Origin of the sequence: Spongiactinospora gelatinilytica (assembly GCF_003236385.1) — a bacterium.
GTDB classification, from domain to species: Bacteria; Actinomycetota; Actinomycetes; order Streptosporangiales; family Streptosporangiaceae; genus Spongiactinospora; species Spongiactinospora gelatinilytica.
The window spans coordinates 1-17,973 of sequence record NZ_POUA01000132.1 but is presented as its reverse complement, the minus strand read 5'-3'; the positions used below and the strand labels follow the sequence as shown (position 1 = coordinate 17,973).

13 protein-coding genes are annotated in these 17,973 nt (G+C 73.8%); 9 read left to right on the top strand and 4 right to left on the bottom strand.

Going from position 1 to position 17,973, the window contains the following annotated elements; all coding sequences use genetic code 11:
* The 6 genes from C1I98_RS17985 to C1I98_RS17960 all read left to right on the top strand — a co-directional run.
* On the top strand, positions 1-714 hold a 714-nt coding region (locus C1I98_RS17985; protein ID WP_233507964.1), incomplete at its 5' end, for a sensor histidine kinase.
* Positions 715-887: 173 nt separating this feature from the next.
* Positions 888-3,764, top strand: a complete 2,877-nt coding sequence (gene lanKC / locus C1I98_RS43970; RefSeq protein WP_111168608.1) for a class III lanthionine synthetase LanKC — start codon at positions 888-890, stop codon at positions 3,762-3,764.
* Between the two features lie 5 nt (positions 3,765-3,769).
* The gene (locus C1I98_RS17975; RefSeq protein WP_111168607.1) at positions 3,770-3,901 is read left to right on the top strand and encodes a SapB/AmfS family lanthipeptide; all 132 of its coding nucleotides are present in this window, start codon (positions 3,770-3,772) and stop codon (positions 3,899-3,901) included.
* An 81-nt stretch (positions 3,902-3,982) separates the two neighbouring features.
* Positions 3,983-5,782: an ABC transporter ATP-binding protein gene (locus C1I98_RS17970; RefSeq protein ID WP_233507963.1), complete on the top strand. Its 1,800-nt coding sequence runs from the start codon at positions 3,983-3,985 to the stop codon at positions 5,780-5,782.
* Positions 5,779-7,467, top strand: a complete 1,689-nt coding sequence (locus tag C1I98_RS17965; RefSeq protein WP_111168606.1) for an ATP-binding cassette domain-containing protein — start codon at positions 5,779-5,781, stop codon at positions 7,465-7,467. The genes C1I98_RS17970 and C1I98_RS17965 overlap by 4 nt, the downstream gene beginning before the upstream one ends.
* A complete protein-coding gene (locus C1I98_RS17960; RefSeq protein ID WP_111168605.1) occupies positions 7,467-9,542 on the top strand; it encodes a prolyl oligopeptidase family serine peptidase in 2,076 nt (691 codons plus the stop codon). The genes C1I98_RS17965 and C1I98_RS17960 overlap by 1 nt, the downstream gene beginning before the upstream one ends.
* Here C1I98_RS17960 and C1I98_RS17955 read toward each other — a convergent pair.
* Entirely contained in the window at positions 9,465-10,070 is a 606-nt protein-coding gene (locus C1I98_RS17955; protein ID WP_111168604.1) for a response regulator transcription factor, read from the bottom strand. The genes C1I98_RS17960 and C1I98_RS17955 overlap by 78 nt on opposite strands.
* Positions 10,071-10,204: 134 nt before the next feature.
* Complete coding sequence (locus C1I98_RS17950; protein WP_111168603.1) at positions 10,205-11,761, bottom strand: alpha/beta hydrolase; 1,557 nt, start codon at positions 11,759-11,761, stop codon at positions 10,205-10,207.
* Positions 11,762-12,090: 329 nt separating this feature from the next.
* Between C1I98_RS17950 and C1I98_RS17945 the strand changes: the two genes are divergently transcribed.
* The 3 genes from C1I98_RS17945 to C1I98_RS17935 all read left to right on the top strand — a co-directional run bounded on the left by C1I98_RS17945 (position 12,091) and on the right by C1I98_RS17935 (position 15,708).
* Positions 12,091-13,050 carry a class I SAM-dependent methyltransferase gene (locus C1I98_RS17945; protein ID WP_158558083.1) on the top strand — a complete coding sequence of 320 codons (960 nt, stop codon included), beginning with the start codon at positions 12,091-12,093 and terminating at the stop codon, positions 13,048-13,050.
* A gap of 67 nt (positions 13,051-13,117) precedes the next feature.
* A complete protein-coding gene (locus C1I98_RS17940; RefSeq protein WP_111168601.1) occupies positions 13,118-14,584 on the top strand; it encodes a glutamate-cysteine ligase family protein in 1,467 nt (488 codons plus the stop codon).
* Positions 14,585-14,664: 80 nt separating this feature from the next.
* The gene (locus C1I98_RS17935) at positions 14,665-15,708 is read left to right on the top strand and encodes a hypothetical protein (RefSeq protein WP_146607499.1); all 1,044 of its coding nucleotides are present in this window, start codon (positions 14,665-14,667) and stop codon (positions 15,706-15,708) included.
* 13 nt (positions 15,709-15,721) lie between these two features.
* Here the strand turns inward: C1I98_RS17935 and C1I98_RS17930 are convergent, their stop codons facing one another.
* Positions 15,722-16,543 carry a sirohydrochlorin chelatase gene (locus tag C1I98_RS17930; protein WP_233507962.1) on the bottom strand — a complete coding sequence of 274 codons (822 nt, stop codon included), beginning with the start codon at positions 16,541-16,543 and terminating at the stop codon, positions 15,722-15,724.
* A gap of 84 nt (positions 16,544-16,627) precedes the next feature.
* Complete coding sequence (gene manA, locus C1I98_RS17925; RefSeq protein WP_233507961.1) at positions 16,628-17,959, bottom strand: mannose-6-phosphate isomerase, class I; 1,332 nt, start codon at positions 17,957-17,959, stop codon at positions 16,628-16,630.
* Between the last annotated feature and the right edge of the window lie 14 nt (positions 17,960-17,973).

Below are 17,973 nucleotides of genomic sequence, written 5' to 3'. Positions count from 1 at the left end.
GGCGGGGTGTGGGCGGCCGCCGTCCCGATGATCGGGCTGGCGGAGTACGCCTTGGTGTCGCTCGCGGCGCGGGCGCGCCGGCTGTTGAGCGCGCAGACCGAGATGGTACGGCGGGCGGTCGGCCTGGAGCGCCGCCGGTTCACCCGGGACCTGCACGACCTGGTGGGCCACCGGCTGGCCGTGCTGGTACTGAAGATCGAGCTGACCCAGCGGCTGTACGACGACGGCGACACGCGGGTGCGCGACGAGATCAAGGAACTGCTGGACCTGGCCAGGAACCTCACCGGGGACGTGCGTTCGGTGGCGCACGGGCTGCGTGCCTCCTCCCTGGAGACCGAACTCAGTTCGGCCCGCGCGGTGCTGGAGTCGACCGGCGTGCGCTGCCAGATCAAGGTGACGTGCCGCAGGCTGCCGGCCGAGGCCACCGAGGTGCTGGCGTACGTGCTGCGCGAGGGCGTGACGAACATCCTGCGGCACACCCGGGCCAGGGAGTGCGCGATCCAACTCGTCGAGCGGGACGGGCTGGTCCGGCTGTCCATGACGAACGACGGAGTGATGCCCCCATATCGCCGCGACAGGGGGGAGGCCAGATCCGGCGGCAACGGCCTGCTGAATCTAGGCGAACGAGTGTCGGAACTGGGGGGATGGCTGGACGCCACCACCGGCCAAAGAGGGCTTTTCCGGCTTGCCGTATATTTCCCAAGAAACCTCTAGGGCTCTCCGCACTCGCAGTTATCGCGAAACGCATCGGCCATTTGTGTAAATCTCACATAGGACCGTGAAGGAAATCTATCCTAGTAATGTGACCTGTAACTAGACGAAACTAGCCATCGTTCGTCATTGTTTCTTAGGTAATCGAAGCGATCGGAACCGGGAGGTCAGGGGCGATGGACCAGTACGAGCTCTACTGCCTCGCAGACCCCCATTTCTACGACACGCTGCCGCAGTCCGGCGCGCCGGGCGCCGACTTCGCCGTCACCCGCCGGCCGGTCCCCGAAGGCTGGGCCCACCAGCCCACCGACACCTGGATGTACTACGCCCCCACCGGCGAGCCGCCGCTGCCCGCCCAGGGCTGGAAGATCCACGTCTCGGCCCGCGTGGACGACGCCGAACGCGCGCTCGCCGCCGTCTGGGACTACTGCGTTCCCCGCGGCATCGCGTTCAAGTTCCTGCGCGGCGCACCCGTCGTCATCATGCTCAACTCCAAGGCCGCCTCCCGGGCCTCCAGCGGAAAGCTGGTCACCATCTATCCCCGGGACGAAGGCCGGCTCGAACTCATCCTCAAAGAGCTGCACGAGTTGCTGCACGGAGTGACCGGCCCCTACATCCTCAGCGACCTGCGCTACGGGGAGGGCCCGCTGTTCGTCCGGTACGGCGGCTTCGCCGAGCGGCACACCCTGTCCGGCGCGGGGGAGCGCGTCCTCGCGGTCGAGGACGGCGACGGCCGGCTCGTGCCCGACGTGCGCAACGCCATCTTCAGCGTCCCGCCCTGGACCACGCTGCCCGCGTTCCTGGAACCGCACCTCGCCGCCCGCAACGCTGTGACCACCACCGGCCTGCCGTACCAGGTCGAGAACGTGCTGCACTTCTCCAACGGCGGCGGCGTCTACCTGGCCAGGGACACCCGCACCGGCGAGCGGGTGGTGCTCAAGGAGGCCAGGCCGCACGCGGGGCTCGACGCGGCAGGCCGGGACGCGGTGGCCCGCCTCGCCCACGAACGCGACATCCTCGCCCGCCTGGCCGGGCTGCCCGCCGCGCCCGCGCTGCGCGACTACTTCGCGCTCGGCGAGCACCGGTTCCTGGTCATGGAGTTCATCGACGGCAACCCGCTGCAACGCCGGCTGGTCCAGCGCTACCCGTTCACCCGCGCCGACTGCGACGCCGGGGAGGTGGCCGAGTACACCGGCTGGGCCCTCGCCACGCTGGAACGCGTCCAGCGCGCGGTGGACTCGCTGCACGAGCGCGGCGTCGTCTTCGGCGACCTGCACCCCGACAACATCCTGATCACCACGGACGCGGAGACCGGGGAAGAGCGGGTCGTGCTCATCGACTACGAGGTGGCCACCCTGGCCGGGGAGGGCGCCCGCGCCGCGCTCGCCCACCCCGCCTTCAGCGCCCCGCCCGACCGGCAGGGCGTCGAGGTGGACGACTACGCGATGGCCTGCCTGCGGCTGGGACTGTTCGCCCCGCAGTGCACGATCATGCTGCCGCTGCACCGCACGAAGGCCCGCCACCTGGGCACGCTGGTCTCCGAGACGTTCCCGGTGCCGTCCGCTGTGATCGACACGGCGATCAGCGCCATCGAGGGCGACGCCGGCGACCGTACCGGGGCAGAGGGCGGTACGGCCGGCGGTGATCCCCTGGCGGAGTCCCCGCTGACCGACGCCTCCCCGGCCCTCGCCGGCACCGCGGTGGAAATACCGGTGCCGAACGGCTTCACGGCGGAGTCCCCGGTACTCGCTGGCTCCGCAGTGGACATGCCGGTGTCGAACGGTTCCGCGGCGGAGTCCCCGGTACGCGAAGGCTTCACCGCGGGCTTCCCGGTGCTCGGCGGCTCGGCGGCAGGCGGGCCGGGCGGCGAGGACGCCATGGCGGATCTGCCGATTCCCGGCGCCGCCCCCTGGGACGAGTTACGCGACGCGATGGGCCGCGCGATCGCCGCCGCCGCGACGCCCGGGCGCCAGGACCGCCTCTTCCCCGGCGACATCGCCCAGTTCCGGCCGGGCCGCGGGCTGAGCGTCGCCTACGGCGCGGCCGGCGTCCTCTACGCCCTCGCCGAGGCCGGACTGCCCACCGACCCCGCGCACCACGACTGGCTGCGCGCCCGCGCCAAGGACCCCGAACCCGGGTCCGGCCTCGGCTTCTACGACGGCCTGCACGGCGTGGCCCACGTACTTCACCGCCTCGGGCACCGCTCCGACGCCCTGGACCTGCTGGACGTCTGCCTCCGCGAGAAGTGGGAGGACCTGGAGCCGGCCCTGTCCACCGGCCTGTCCGGCCTCGGGCTCAACCTGATGCACCTCGGCGCGGCCACCGGCGAGACCGAGCTGACCCGCGCCGCCCACCGGGCCGTGGACATCTGCGCCGAACGGCTGGGCGGCCCCGAGGACGTCCCGGAGACCAGCGGCGGCACCAACCCCAGAGCCGGCCTCATGCACGGCGCGAGCGGCCCCGCGCTGCTCTTCCTCGCCGCCCACCGGCGCACCGCAGACCCGGCGCTGCTCGACCTCGCCGGCACGGCCATCCGCCAGGACCTGCGCCGCTGCCGCCGGGCCGCCGACGGATCACTCCAGGTGAACCAGGGCTGGCGGCTGCTGCCCTACCTGGACGAGGGCTCCGTGGGCATCGGCGTGGTGCTGGCCGAATACCTCGCGCTGCGCGAGGACCCCGAGCTGGCCGCCGAACTCGACGCGCTGCGCATGGTGGCGCGATCAGGCTTCTTCGTCCAGCCGGGACTGTTCACCGGCAGGGCCGGGATCATCGCCGCACTCGGCGCGGGCCTGCGCGGCCCGGACGCCGGCGACCACCCCGACCCCCTCATCGACCGGCAGGTGCGCGGGCTCGCCTGGCACGCGCTGCCCTACCGCGGCGGCCTCGCCTTCCCCGGCGACCAGTTGCTGCGGCTGTCCATGGACTTCGCGACGGGTACGGCGGGCGTGCTGTTCGCCCTGGCCACCGTGATGTCCGGGCGCCCGGTGCGCCTGCCGTTGCTTCCGGCCGCGACCCCGCGGCCGGTCGGTCACGAGTATGGGAAGGAGGTGTAACGCACATGGTTCTTCTCGACCTGCAGGGCATGGAGACCCCGTCGAGCAGCGACGTCGCCAGCGGCGGCAGCACGCTCACGGTCCTGAGCTGCCACTCCGGCCGCCCGAGCAACCTCAGTGTCGCCCTCTGCCACTGATCGGCTGCTCATGCCCCCGGGCGGCCCGGCTACGGGCCGCCCGGTCCTTTCCCATGATTCTACGCGCGTCAGGAGGCGTTTGTGGAGGCCGAAGAGGTGAACACCTCGAACGCCCAGAACGCCGCCGTCGCGCCGGACGCGCCACCCGTCCCCGGCCCGGCCGACGCGCTCGATCCGCGCGCCGGGGACCGGCTGGTGGCTGCGACCGTACGGCGGGGCGGGCCCTGGCCGGCCGTGCTCGCCGTGGCGGCCGTCGCGGGCGCCGTCTGTGAACTGGTGCTCCCCTTCGCCGCCGGGCTGACGATCGACGGATTCGTCACCGCCGCGCCCGGCCGCCTGACCTGGCTGGGCGTCTGCGCCGCCCTGGTGACCGGCGTCGTGGTCTGTGAGGCCGCCGCGGTGTGGGCCAGAGGCGCGACCGGCGCGCACGCCTCGGCCTGGCTGCGCCGCACGCTGGTACGGAGCATCCTCGGCGCGGGCGACGCCATGCGGGCCAGGTTCGCCGAGGGCGACCTGGTCACCCGCGCGGGCCTGAACGCCGAGGAGACCGGACGCGCCCCCGAGTCGCTGGTCGGCGCCCTCGCGCTGGCCGTGCCGACGGTGGGCGGCCTGGTCGCGCTCACCCTCATCGACCCCCTGCTGACCATCGCGCTCGTCGCCGGCATCGCCCTGGTGCTGCTCGTGCTGCGCGCCTTCATGCGCGCCGGCACCGCCATCGCCGCCGGCTACCAGGACGCCCAGGGCCGCATCGCCACCGCCCTGCTCGACGCGCTGAGCGGCGTGCGGACCATCGCCGCCGCCGGTACCGAGCAGCGGGAGACGGCCCGCGTCCTGGCCCCGCTGCCCGCCTTGCGCGCCTGCGGCATGGACCTGTGGCGGGTCACCGCGTCCGCCGGGGCCAAGGCCGGTGTGCTGGTCCCGGTCGTGGAGGTCGCCGTGCTCGCCGCCGGGGGCCTGAGGATGGCCGCCGGTGAGCTGACCGTCGGCGAACTGTACGCCGCCGCGAGGTACGCCGTGCTCGGCCTCGCGCTCAGCACGGTGCTCGGCTACGCGGGCGGCCTGGCCCGGGCCCGTTCGGCGGCCGGGCGGGTGGCCGGCGTGCTCGCCGTGCCACCCGTCCGTCACGGGGATCGCACACTACCGCCCGGACCCGGCACCGTGGAGTTCCACGGTGTGACCGCCCCCGGCCTGGACGTCGGCGACCTGGTCATCGACGGCGGGTCCACCACCGCCGTGGTCGGCCGCTCCGGGGCGGGCAAGTCGCTGCTGGCCGCCCTCGCCGGACGGCTGACCGACCCCGAGCGCGGCACGGTGACCCTGGACGGCGTACCGCTCGCCGACCTTTCGCGGGCCGAACTGCGGCACGCGGTCGGGTTCGCCTTCGCCCGCCCCGTCCTGGTGGGCGGCACGGTGGCCGAGGCGATCGGCCTCGGCGCGGCGGAGTCCGCCACCAGGGCGGCGGCCCGCGCCGCCTGCGCGGACGAGTTCATCCGCCGCCTCCCGCAGGGCTATGCGACGCCCGTGACCGAGGCCCCGCTGTCCGGCGGCGAACGCCAGCGGATCGGCCTGGCCCGCGCCTTCGCCCAGGCGAACCGCCTGCTCGTGCTCGACGACGCCACATCGAGCCTGGACACCGTGACCGAAAGGCGGGTGAGCGAGGCCCTGGCCGGCGGCACGGCGGCGCGCACCCGGCTGATCGTCGCGCACCGGCCGGGGACGGCCGCCCGTGCCGACGACGTGATCTGGCTGGAGGACGGCCGCGTACGCGCCCGCGGCACGCACCGCGAGCTGTGGGCGGACCCTGCGTACCGGGCCGTCTTCCAGCGGCACTCGCCGCCCGCCGAGACCCCGCGGACGGCCGTGCCGGAGGCCGTCACATGACCCCCGTGCGGCTGCTGCGCGACGTCCTGCTGCGCAACCCCCGCCGGCTCGCCGAGATCGCCGGCTGGTCGGTGCTGGAGACCGCGCCCGCGTTCCTGGTGGGCTTCGCCGTGGCCCGCGCCATCGACGACGGGTTCGCGGCGGGCCGCCCGGGGACCGGCCTGGCCTGGCTCGCCCTGCTCGGCGCGGCCTGGGTGGTGGCGGCCGTCGGCGCCCGCCAGGTGGTCCTGGCCGTGGCCAGGATCGCCGAACCGCTGCGCGACGAACTGCTCGCCCACGTCGTCACCGGCGCGCTGCGCCGTGCCTCGGGCGCCTTCCAGGCCCCCGCGGCGGTCGGCAGCGCCGCCGTGGCCCGCGCCAACCTCCAGGTCGAACTGGCCAGGGACGCCTTCGCCGCCGTCGTCACCGTCGTCCGCGGTTTCGCGTTCACGCTGGTCAGCGTCACCCTCGGGATGCTCACCCTGCTTCCGCAGGTGGCCCTGCTGGTGCTGCCGCCGTTCGCCGCGGGCCTCGCGCTGTTCCTGATCTCGCTGCCCGCCCTGGCCCGGCGGCAGCGCGCGTTCCTGCTCGCCGACGAGCGGACCGCCGAGGAACTGGCCGGCCTGGCCGGCGGGCTGCGCGACATCGCCGCCTGCGGCGCGCAGGACCGGATCGCCGTCCATGCCGAGGGCCGGGTGGAGGAGCAGTCCGCCGCCGCCCGTGCGCTGGCCAGGGTCACCGCGGCCCGTACCGCGGCGCTCGCGGTGGGCGGCTGGCTCCCGGTCGTGCTGGTCCTCGCCGGGACCCCATGGCTGCTCGCCAACGGGGCCGCGGCCGGGGTCATCGTCGGGGCGCTCGCCTACGTCACGCAGTCGCTCGCGCCCGCGCTGAACGGGCTGGTGGAGGGCGTGGCGGTGAGCGGCGTACGGCTGGCGGTGTCCCTGGACCGGATCCTGCGGTCGGCACCGCCCGCCGTCCCGGTGGCCGCCGAGGAGCCGGACGGCCACGCCGTGGAACTGCGCGCGGCGACCTTCGCCTACGGCCCGCACGCCGAGCCGGTCGTGGACCGTATGGACCTGCTGATCCCCGAGGGCGACCACCTCGCCGTGGTCGGGCCGAGCGGCGCGGGCAAGTCCACCCTGACCGCGCTGATCGCCGGGATGCTCCGCCCCGACGCGGGCGCGGTGCTGATCGGCGGCGTCGCGGCGCACCGGGCGGCCCGCCCCGGCCGGGTGCTGATCCCGCAGGAGGCGTACGTCTTCCGCGGCCCGCTGCTGGAGAACTTCGCCTACCTCGCCGACGCCGGCCGGGCCCGGGTCGAGCGGGCGGTGGCCGAACTCGGGGCCGAGCCCCTGGTGGCCCGCTGCGGCGGCTATGGCGGTGAGGTCGATCCCGGGGCGCTGCCCGCCGGGCAGCGCCAGCTCATCGCCCTGGTCCGCGCCTACCTGAGCCCCGCGCGGCTGGTGATCCTGGACGAGGCCACCTGCCACCTGGACCCTGCCGCCGAGGAGCGGGCCGAACGCGCGTTCGCCGCGCGCGGTGGCACGCTGATCGTCGTCGCGCACCGGCTCTCCTCGGCGCTGCGCGCCCGGCGTGTGCTGCTCATGGACGGTGGGCGTACCTGGCTCGGCACGCACGCCGAGCTGGTCCGCGCCGCTCCGCCGTACGCCGATCTGGTCGGCCACTGGGAACCGGAGTATGCCTGATGCGATATCCCCCCGCCGAACGTCTGCCGATCACCGATCACCTGCACGGGCACCGGGTCGCCGACCCCTACCGCCGGCTGGAGGACCCCGGCGACCCCGTCACCGTGAGATGGCTGGCCGAGCAGGACCGGCTGTGCCGCGAGGTGATGGGCGCGCTGCCCTCCCGCGAGCGGTTCCGCGCCCGGCTGGCCGAACTCGGCGCGGTCGGATCGGTCACCGCGCCGGAGTGGCGCGGCCCGCACGCCTTCACGCTGCGCAGGTCGCCCGGCCAGGAGCACCCGGTGCTGTGCCGGGACGGCGCGGCGCTGCTGGACCCGATGCGGCTGGACCCGACCGGCCTGACCACCCTGGACGCCTGGCAGCCCGACCCCACGGGGCGGCTGGTGGCCTACCAGGTCTCGCGGCGCGGCGACGAGCGGGCGACCATGCACGTCATGGACGCCGGTACCGGGGAGGCGGTGGACGGCCCGATCGGCGGCTGCCGGTACTCCCCGGTGGGCTGGCTGCCCGGCGGTGCCGGGTTCTACTACGTCCGCTTCCGGCAGGGCGTCTACCTGCACGCCCTGGGCACGCCCGTGGAAAAGGACGGGCTCGTGCTGAGCGCGGGCGAGGGATTCTCCTACGGCCTGGGCATCAGCGCGGACGGGCGCTGGCTCACCCTGTCGGCGGCCCCCGGCCCCGGGACGCCCAACGACCTGTGGCTGGCCGACCTGTCGGCGGGGGGCGATCCGGAGTTCCGGGCGGTGCAGACCCGCGCCTCGGGCGCGCGCGCCGTGGCGGCGGTCGGGCGTGACGGCCGGCTGTACGTGCTCACCGACCGGGACGCGCCGCGCGGCATGCTCTGCGTGGCCGATCCCAAGCGGCCCGGGGAACAGTCGGTGCTGATCCCGCAGGACGAGGAGGCGGTGCTCGGCGCGTTCACCATCCTGGACGGGCCGGAACTGGACGCGCCGGAACTGCTCGCCGTACGGATCAGGCACGCGGTCGGTGAGATCGGCGTGCACGACCTCGCCACCGGGGAGCGGCTGCGCCTGGTGGAGACCCCCGGCGGCGGCACCGTCGGCTCGCTCACCGCCCGCCCGGAAGGCGGGCACGAGGCGTGGTTCACCTACACCGACGCGGTCACCCCCGCCACCGTGTGGCGCTACGACGCCCGCGAGCGCGCCGCCACCCTGTGGGAGCGCCCCCCGGGCGGCGTGCCGATCCCGCCGGTGGAACGCCGCCAGGTCTCCTTCGCCTCCGCCGACGGCACGCCGGTCCGCATGATGGTGGTCGCCCGGCCGTCGCCGGACGGGCGGCCCCGCCCGGCGATCCTCACCGGCTACGGCGGCTTCGGCGTGCCGCTCATGCCGGGGTACGCGGCCGACTCGCTGGCCTGGGTCGAGGCCGGGGGCGTCCTGGCCGTGGCGCACGTGCGCGGCGGCGGCGAGGAGGGCGAGGTCTGGCACCGAGGCGGCATGCGCGAGCGCAAGCAGAACTGCTTCGACGACTTCGCCGCCGCCGCCGAGAAGCTGGTCGCCGACGGCTGGACCACGCCCGACCGGCTCGGCATCTGGGGGGAGTCCAACGGCGGGCTGTTGGTCGGCGCGGCGCTGACCCAGCGGCCCGATCTGTTCGGCGCGGCCGTCTGCGCGGCCCCCATCCTGGACATGGCCCGCTACGAGCGCGGCGGCCTCGGCCCGGCCTGGCGCGCGGAGTACGGCACCGCCGACGACCCGGAAGAGCTGGCCTGGCTGCTGGCCTACTCGCCCTACCACCGGGTGCGGCTCGGGACCCGCTACCCGGCCACGCTGTTCACCGTCTCGGCCGCCGACACCCGCGTCGATCCGATGCACGCCCGCAAGACCTGCGCGGCCATGCAGTGGGCGACGGCGGGCGACCGGCCGGTGGTGCTGCGCCACGAGCCGGACGTCGGCCACGGCGCGCGGGCGGTCAGTCGTTCGGTGGCGCTGGCCGCCGACGCGCTGGCGTTCCTCTCCGCCCACACCGGGCTGGACTCAGATCCACCCGGACTCGCGGGCGATGCGGATCGCGTCGATGCTGCTGCGCGCGCCGAGCTTCGCCCTGGTCTTTGAGAGGTAGTTGCGGACGGTGCCCTCGGAGAGGAAGAGCGTGGCGGCGATCTCGGAGATCGACGCGCCGTCCGCGGCGGCGCCGATGACGTCGAGTTCGCGCGGGGTGAGCGGGGAATCGGGGGTGGCCATCGCGGCGATGGCGATCTCGGAGTCGATCACCCGCTCGCCGTTCGCCACCCGGCGGATGGCGTCGGCGAGCCGGTGCGGCGGGGCGTCCTTGGCCAGGAAGCCGCGCACGTTGGCGTCCAGCGCGCGGCGCAGCGTGCCCGGGGTGCCCACGCCCGTGAGGATCAGCACTCCGCACTCGGGTAAACGGTCGTGCAGAGCCTGGGCCGCGGCCAGGCCGTCCATGCCCGGCATCGCGATGTCGAGCACCGCCACGTCCGGCTTGGCGGCCGTCGCCGCCGCCACCACCTGATCGCCTCTGTCCACCTCGGCGACGACCTCGATGTCGTCCTCGTAGGCGAGCAGGGCGACGATCGCCCCGCGCACCAGATCCATGTCCTCGGCGAGCAAAGTTCGGATCACTGGGTTCCTTGTGCTCCGGGGGGTACTTTTCAGCTTTTAATACTGGCTGATCCGGCACCCCAAGAAAAGCGGCGATGTGCGCCCGCCTTTCTTTTCCGGGTTTCGCCGCGGATTGGGGCGCGCCGAATGGCGTTTCAGCCGCACCGGGTGCCGTCCCTGGGCACCTCACCGGCGAGCAGGAAGCCGTCCACGGCGCCGCGCAGGCAGGTGTCGCCCGAGTCGTAGGAGCCGTGGCCCTCGCCTTCCAGGGTGACCAGCACGCCGGTGCCGATCTCCCTGGCCAGCGCGGGCGCCCAGGCGTACGGCGTGGCCGGGTCGCCGGTGTTGCCGAGCACGAGGATCGGCGGCGCGCCGGGGGCCGAGACCTCCGCGGGCGACTCGCCGCCCGGCACCGGCCATCCGGTGCACTGCATGATTCCCCATGCCATCGACTCGCCGAATACGGATGAGGCGTTGCGGAATTTCGGCAGCGCCTTCTCCACATCGGCCGCGGTGTGCCGTTCGGCGGAGTCGACGCAGGTGATCGCGGTGTTGGCGGCCATCAGGTTGGAGAAGCGGCCCTGGTCGTCGCGGCCGTTCTGTGCGTCGGCCAGGGTGAGCAGGATCGTGCCGTCGCCCTTTTCGGCCATGGCCAGGCCCTGGGTGAGCGCGGGCCACAACTGCCGTGAGTACAGGGCGGTGGCGACGCCGGTCATGCCGAGCGACTGGCTGAGCTTGCGGCCGAGACCGGTGTGCAGCGGCCGTTCGTCCAGGCGGTCCAGCAGGGCGCCGACGTCGGCGACGATCTGGTCGGCGGACTTGGCGCCCTGGGAGCCGGCCGCCCGGCTCGGCGGGCAGAGCTGCGGGCCGTCCTTGGCGCAGTCGGCCGCGTAGCCGGTCAGGGCGCGCTGGAAGGCGGCGGCCTGCTGGAGGCCGAGCGAGGTCTTGTCGATCTTGGTGTCCACCGCGCCGTCCAGCACCATCCGCCCGACGTTGCGCGGGAAGCTGTGCGCGTAGGCCGCGCCCAGCTCGGTGCCGTAGGAAATGCCGAAATAGTCGAGTTTGCGGCTGCCCAGCGCGATCCGCAGGCGGTCCATGTCGCGGGCGGCGTTCACGGTGCCGACGTGCGGCAGCAGCTTGCCCGAACGCTGCCGGCAGGCCGTCACCAGGGCGCGCTGTTCCCGCTCGAAGGCGGCGACCTCGGCGGGGGTGTCCGGGGTGGACTCCGTCTGCTGCATCGCGTCGATCTGCGGGTCGTCCAGGCACTTGACGGGAGCGCTCAGCCCGACCCCTCTGGGGTCGAAGCCGATCAGGTCATAGCGGGTGTTGAGGGTCTTGAACCGGGGCGCGGCCTGGGCCAGCGTCTCCACGCCCGAGCCGCCGGGGCCGCCGAAGTTGAACACCAGCGAGCCCAGCCGTTCGCCGGGACCGGTCGCCGGGATCTTGATCAGGGCCAGCTCGATCGTCTCGCCGTCCGGCTTGGCGTAGTCGAGCGGGACCTTCAGGCGGGCGCATTCGGCCTGGGCGGCCGGTGTCGGGGTGGGCGCGGCGGTCTCGTCGCCGGTCCTGGCGGAGCCGATGTCGCACGCCGTCCACTCCAGCCCGGAGACCGGCCCGTCGGACCCGAGCGCGACGTCACCGCGCTGCCCGGCGCATCCGGTGGCGGCCAGCGCCAGCATCCCCGCGGCGACGATCGGACCTGCCCACTTCATGACGCCCCCCACACACGCTGACTTCGGGGGACATCACCACCTTAACGGCCCATACAGCGGACACATGGTGACGCGCCGAAAACAGCAGGGACTGGTTTATGGCATGAAGCCGCAAAATACTTTTTGGGAGTCGTGCCGGGCTTGTGGCGGTAGTGATGCCATGTATCCGTGAGCGCACAGGATTGACACGAGGTTCCGCGATGGCGTCAGCAAAACGAGCGATCGCCCGGATCGCCTATGGTTCCCGTTTCGACCGCGTTCCCTGGGGTCAGCGAATCTATGTCCGGCCGGGTGAGAGATATGCCAGGGAGATCCAGTGGAGCCTGCTGTTGCGCAGGTCCCCGATCGTCTCCCTGGACGCCTACCGCTCGCGGGTGCCGCTGGGCGAGATCGAGGAGTTCATCACCTGCCACATGTGCGGCGAGTCCCGCCAGCAGCCGCTGTTCACGCCCACCGGGCCCCAGCAGGACGGCCAGGAGTCGTGGACCTACCGCGTCGTGCGCTGCCCCTCGTGCGGATTCCTCTACCGCAACCCCAACGTGCGTCCAGAACGCCTCGGCGACCTGTACGCCAGCGGCTACAGCGGGTTCCTGACCGGCGACTACGCGGCCGGCCGGCGGCTTCGGTACCGCCTGACCATGGACGCCTTCGGCCAGGTCCTCGCCGACGGCGCCAAACGCCGGCTGCTGGACTTCGGCTGCGGCGCCGGCCTGTTCCTGGAACTGGCCGAGGAACTGGGTTTCGACGCCTACGGCGTGGACCTGTCGCCCGATTCGGTCGAGCAGGCCAACGCGCGGCTGTCCGCGGCCACCGCCTACCACGGGGCCCCCGAGGACGTACCGGAGATCGCCGCGGGCGGCTTCGACGTGATCACCCTGTGGTCGGTGCTCGCGCACCTGCCCCGCCCGCTGGACGACTTCGCCAGGCTGCGCCGGCTGCTCGCCCCGGGCGGCGTGCTGCTCGTCCTCACGGTCAACGCCCGATCGCTGCTGCTCAAGGCGCACGGGGCGGCCTGGAGCGGGTTCACCAAGAACCACCTGATGTTCTACTCCTCGCTCACCATGCCGACGCTGCTGCGCCGTACCGGGTTCGCCGGGGTGGCCTTCGCGCCCTTCTACGGCGACACCATCGAGGCCGGTACGGCCGAACTGCCCGAGCGGATGCGGCAGCGCCTGCGCCGCGCCGTGGCCGCCACCGACGGCGGGAACATGCTGCGCGCGCTGGCCTTCGCCGACGACGAGGCCATCGCCCGCTGGGGCACGGGCCTTCCGGTACGCGCCCTGACCTGATGTGTGGAACCGCCCGGGGTGGACAGAAGGGGAGGTGCCGGGACGCCGACCTTGAGGAGCCGGGTGGATGGGGAAAGACGTCGACAGGGAGCGGTACGCCGAGCGGGAGTTCGCCGAGTTCGGCGAACGGCTCTCGTCCTGCCTGGCCGCGCTGCGCGAACTGCTGGCCAGGCCGGGCTTCGGCCGCGGGCCGCGCAGCGTCGGCGCGGAGCTGGAACTGTTCCTGGTCGGGCCGGACGGCCGGGCGCTGCCGCGCAACGAGGAGGTGCGCACCGCGCTCGGCGATGACCGCGTCGTGCTGGAACTGGGCCGGTTCAACCTGGAAGTGAATCTGACCCCCGTGCCGCTGGCGGGCCGGCCGTTCGCCGCGCTGGACGCCGAGATCCGCCAGACCGTCGCCGCCGTGGACCGGGCCGCCGCCGGGGAGGGCGGGGGAGTGGTGGCCATCGGCATCCTGCCCACGCTGTCGGAGGCCGACTTCACCCGGGAGTCGATGAGCGACGAACGCCGCTACCGGGCGCTGAGCCGGGGCATCAGGCGGCTGCGCCCTGAGCCCTTCCGGGTGCGCATCCACGGCGCGCAGCGGCTGGAGCTGCAGGTGGAGGACGTGATCCTGGAGAGCGCCAACACCTCATGGCAGGTCCACCTGCGCACCGAACCGGCCGAGTTCGACCAGGTCTACAACGCCGCGCAGCTCGCCGTGGCCCCCGTGCTGGCCGTCTCCGGCAACTCGCCGTTCTTCCTCGGCAGAGAGCTGTGGGAGGAGACCAGGATCGCGCTGTTCGAGGAGTCGGCCGACGACCGCGACATCGAGCGGCGCTGGCGCAGGGACGGCCGGGTGGCGTTCGGCTCGGAGTGGCTCAAGGGCGGCGCGGAGGAGCTGTTCGCCCGCTATGTCCGCGACTACGAGCCGCTGGTGCCCGCGCTCGGCGCGGAGGAGGACCCGCTGGCCGTGGTCCGCGACGGCGGCCTGCCCCACCTCACCGAACTGCGCATGCACCAGGGCACGGTGTGGCAGTGGAACAGGCCGGTGTACGACCCCGCCGACGGCGGGCACCTGCGGGTGGAGATGCGGGCGCTGCCGGCCGGGCCCACCGCCGCCGACATGGCCGCCAACGCGGCCTTCCTGGTGGGACTGGTGCTGGCGATGGCCGAGCGGCCGGGCTGGATCGGCACGATGCCGTTCGGCGACGCCTATCGCAACTTCTACCGCGCCGCCACGCTCGGCCTGGACGCCCCGATGGCCTGGCCGGGCAGGGACGGCGAGACGCGGGCCGGCGATCTCGCCCTCGGCCTGCTCCCGCTGGCGCGGGAAGGGCTGGAGAACGCCGGAGTGGACCCCGCGGAGGCGGAGACGGCGCTCGGGATCGTCCGCGAGCGGATCCGGTTGCGCCGTACCGGGGCCGCGTGGCAGCGGCGGGCCATGGCCGCGCTGCGCGACCGGCCGGACGCGTGGGAGCGAATGATCGCCCGTTATCGTGATTTGGCCTTCACGGACGCTCCGGTCCACACATGGCCTGACATGTCAAGATGAGGAGTTTCTCATCCCATGGAATCATGCCCGCCATCCGGGTAAAGCCGTTGGTGACGGAAGGGCATCACATGACCACGGGGATGAGATCGGTCGATCCCGCGCCGTTCACGCTGCGGCGTGCCGCGGGCGGGCTCGCCGAGGGGGCCGAGGCGCTCGGACGCGACCTGGACCGCGCCGATCTGGCGGCGGTCCTCGCCGGCGCCAACCGCAAGGCCGCCAGGAAGGCGCGCACCGGCGCGTTCGCCGGGATGAAACCCCGGCCCGCCGACTGGTACACCTTCGACGCCGCCGACGACGACACCGCCGACTGGTATCCGCAGGGGGTGACCTGCGCGTCCGACGGCGGGTACGACAGCCCGGCGTTCGCGGTGAGCTGGCACTGGCGGCCGGCGTCGGGCGAGCGCGGCGCGCGGGTGAGCTTCCTGGATCCCGGCTCGCTGCGCTACCGGCACGTACTGCTGGTGACGGCCGAGCCCGACGGGTCCTTCGGCCCGGTGCCCGTCCACGCGGGCGGCATCGCGTGGTACGCCGGGCACCTGTTCGTCGCCGACACCGCGCACGGCCTGCGGGTCTTCGACCTCGCGCGGTTCCTCGACATGAAGACCGGCCGCGACGACGCCGGCGACCCCGAGAAGATCGGCAGGCACGGCGGCGAGCCGCACGCCTTCGGCTACCGCTACATCCTGCCGCAGATCGATGCCTGGGCGGCCGACGAGGGGGCGGCCCGGTTCTCCTACCTGGCCGTCGATCGCAGCGGCGAACGCGACCTGCTGCTGTCCGGGGAGTACGTCAAGGAGAAGGGCCGCACCGGGCGGGTGGCGCGGTGGGCGCTGGACGGGGCGGCGCTCGCCGAATCCGGCGGCGCGGCCGTGCCGATCGACGCCCACACCGCGCCGGACGGCGAGATCCAGGGCGCGCTGTCGCACGCCGGCACGTGGTACTTCAGCCGGGGACGCGGCGGCTCGGGCAACGGCTCGCTGATCGTGGTCCCGGACGGCGGGGAGCCCGCCTCCCGCTCCTACCCGGTCGGCCCGGAAGACCTCACCTGCTGGCGGGAGCAGGGCACGCTGTGGAGCGTGACAGAGTTCCGCGGCAGGCGCAGCGTGTTCGCGGTGCCGCTGTAGAGGCGGCGGTGGCTCAGATCTCCTCCAGGCAGCCGCCGTACAGGCCCGCCACGAGCTGCACCACGGCGGTGTGCGCCCCGATGGCGTCGCCGTACCCGGCGCCGATCGCCTCGGCCGCCGCGGCGACCTTGCCCAGGTCGCCTTCCGGCCCGATCACGTAGGGCGCGATGGCCAGCTTGGAGGCGCCGATCCGGTGCAGCCGCTCGCTGGCGTCGCCGATGCTCGGCGCGGCGTCGATGGAGGCCGCCACCACCGGGACGGCGAGACGCGCGGCCAGCAGCACGGCGGTCGTCTCGGCGGCTCGCGCGGCCTCCCCGCCGCCCGTCGTGGCCACGATCACCCCGTCCACCGGGGCCCCGATGTTGAACAGGCGCATCCGGTCGGCCCTGGCCAGGCCCTTGTCGGCCAGCCGTATGTGCAGGGCCTCGGCGAGCATGGGATGCGGGCCCAGCGGGTCGGTGACGATCACGTTGACGCCGCTCTGTGCGACGGCCTCGCGGATGATGTGGAACACGCGCGGATAGGGGCCGGTCACCAGCGGTACCACCACGGCGGCCGTCGCGCCCTCGGGCCGTCCCGCGGCCAGCTCGGCGAGCTGCTTGGCCACGCATTCGGCACCGTCGTCCAGGTGCGCCAGCCGGACGTCGACGTGTGGATTCTCCACGGCGAGGGCGCCGGCCACCTCGGCGGAGACCTCGTCGCCCGAGCCGGGCACGGCGAGGACGAGCGCGGGGGCGTGCGCCGGAAGCTGGGCGGGCACGGGGCGGCGGTGCCGACCCGTCACCGGCCGCGGCGACCGCTCGCGCGTCGGCAACCTCTCGGGAGATTGGTTCACATCGGCGGATTTTAGGTGGATTTGCGGTCCCTGGTGTACAGAAAACTGCCGGATCTCTGCGACCTGCGCAAATGCGTACCTCTTTCAGTCGGGGACGGAGGCACGGTACGCCGAGCCGCGACCCGAAAGGCGGATCGGCCCGGAGGCCGCGGTGACGAACACCGAGGCGCCCGGCGCGAGGCCGAGCCCGGGCGGGCCGGGCCGTGGCCCATTCTGCCGCGATTCGCTGCCTTCCGGTACCTCATTGTCATAAACCGTGACATCTCCACTTACTGTGAGCAGAATCGACGGGCCTGACGCGGGTAGTTCGACCTCCCCTTCCACGTCGATCCTGGACAGCCGGAACTCCCGCGCGGGCGTCCGGTAGACCTCCTCCGCGCCCTGCCGTACCGGCCGCACCACGACCGGGTCGCCCGCCTTCGGGGACAGGATGCGCAGCAGCTCGGGGATGTCGATGTGCTTGCCGGTCAGCCCGCCGCGCAGCACGTTGTCCGACGCGCTCATCACCTCCACGCCCACCCCGCGCAGATAGCTGTGCGGCTGCCCGGCGGGCACGTACAGCGCCTCGCCGGGAGCCAGCGTCAGCCGGTGCATGAGCAGCGCGATCACCACGCCCGGGTCGCCCGGATAGTGCTCGGCGAGGCCGGCGGCCCAGGCCAGGCCGGCATCGGCCGCGCAGGCCGCCGCCACCGCGCCGACCAGCTCCGCCCTGCCCTCGGCGGGCAGCGTGAGCAGGCCGGAGACCACCTCGTGGATCTCGCCGCGGCGCAGCGCCGCGGCGAACGGCGCGAGCGCGGGCACGCCGAGCCCGTCGAGCCCGTCGAGCAGCGCGGCCGACTCGGCCGGGTCACGGAACCCGCACAGCGCCTCGAACGGCTCCAGCGCGCACAGCAACTCGGGCTTGGCGTAGGGGTCGCGGTAGTTGCGGTCGGGGGCGTCGGCCGGCGTACCGGCCCGGTCCTCGGCCGCGTAGCCCTCGGCCGCCTGCTCAGGCGTGGGGTGGACCTGGAGCGACAGCGGCTCCTCTGCCGCGAGCACCTTCAGCAGGTACGGCAGCCGCGGCCCGAACGCGGCCAGCGCCGGCTCGCCGAGCGCCCGGCGCGGGTCGGCCGCGATGAACTCCCCGAGCGGCACCCGCCCGCCGGGCGTCTCCAGCACCGAAGGCGCACCGGGGTGGGCCCCCATCCACAGCTCCGCCTCCGGTCCGGCGGCGGGCGCGCGGCCCTGCAACGCGGCGATGGCGGCCCGCGATCCCCACGCGTAGGGGCGTATCGGGTTGGCCATGGGCAGGACGTCTGGCTGCGGGTGCGTCATGGGTGCTCCGGAGTAGGGGGTCATCGTGGCCACGCCCGGGCGGACGCCACCGCTCCCGGGCCCGCCGCCTCCCGCCGCGCGGACGGCGGCCACCGCCACCATACCTGTCTCTTATA